Annotated in this window: 1 protein-coding gene; it reads right to left on the reverse strand. The window is 70.9% G+C overall.

Annotated features, from left to right (window positions below; genetic code table 11):
• Nucleotides 1-191: 191 nt before the first annotated feature.
• A partial coding sequence (locus GSF22_RS34100; RefSeq protein WP_208817984.1) for a TSUP family transporter occupies nucleotides 192-573 on the reverse strand: 382 nt, incomplete at its 5' end.

The raw sequence follows: 573 nt of genomic DNA on the forward strand, positions 1-573 counted from the left end.
GGGGTGGAGTGGTAGAGCAGTGCGACGAGGTCGTGGTGGCGGTACCAGGTGGTGTGGGGCCAGTGGAGGTCGTCGAGGTCGCCGAGTTCGTAGGCGTGTCGGGTGGGGTGGTGGCTCAGGAGGGTGGCCAGTTCGTCGCGGTCGTGGACGGCGTGTACCCGCATGGTGGTGATCGTCGCACGGTGGTTCGGTCAGCTGGTGTGCCACTGGTCGTAGCCGAGGCGGGCGACGAGGGCGAGGACGACGACCAGGAGGACGGTGCGGACGAAGCCGGCGCCGCGGTGCAGGGCCATGCGGGCACCGAGGAGCGCGCCGGCGATGTTGCAGATGGCCATGGCGGCGCCGAGGAGCCACCAGACGTGGCCGGTGGTGGCGAAGACGACGAGGGCGCCGAGGTTGGTGCCGGCGTTGACGATTTTGGCCATGGCGGAGCCGTGGACGAAGTCGGTGCCGATGAGGGTGGTGAAGGCGAGGACGAGGAAGGTGCCGGTGCCGGGGCCGATGAGGCCGTCGTAGGCGGCGATGGCGATGCCGGTCACGGCGACGGCGGTGACGGTGCGGGCGTGGGTGCGG

The sequence above is a fragment of the Micromonospora echinofusca genome, from assembly GCF_017614955.1.
Classification (GTDB): Bacteria; Actinomycetota; Actinomycetes; order Mycobacteriales; family Micromonosporaceae; genus Micromonospora; species Micromonospora echinofusca_A.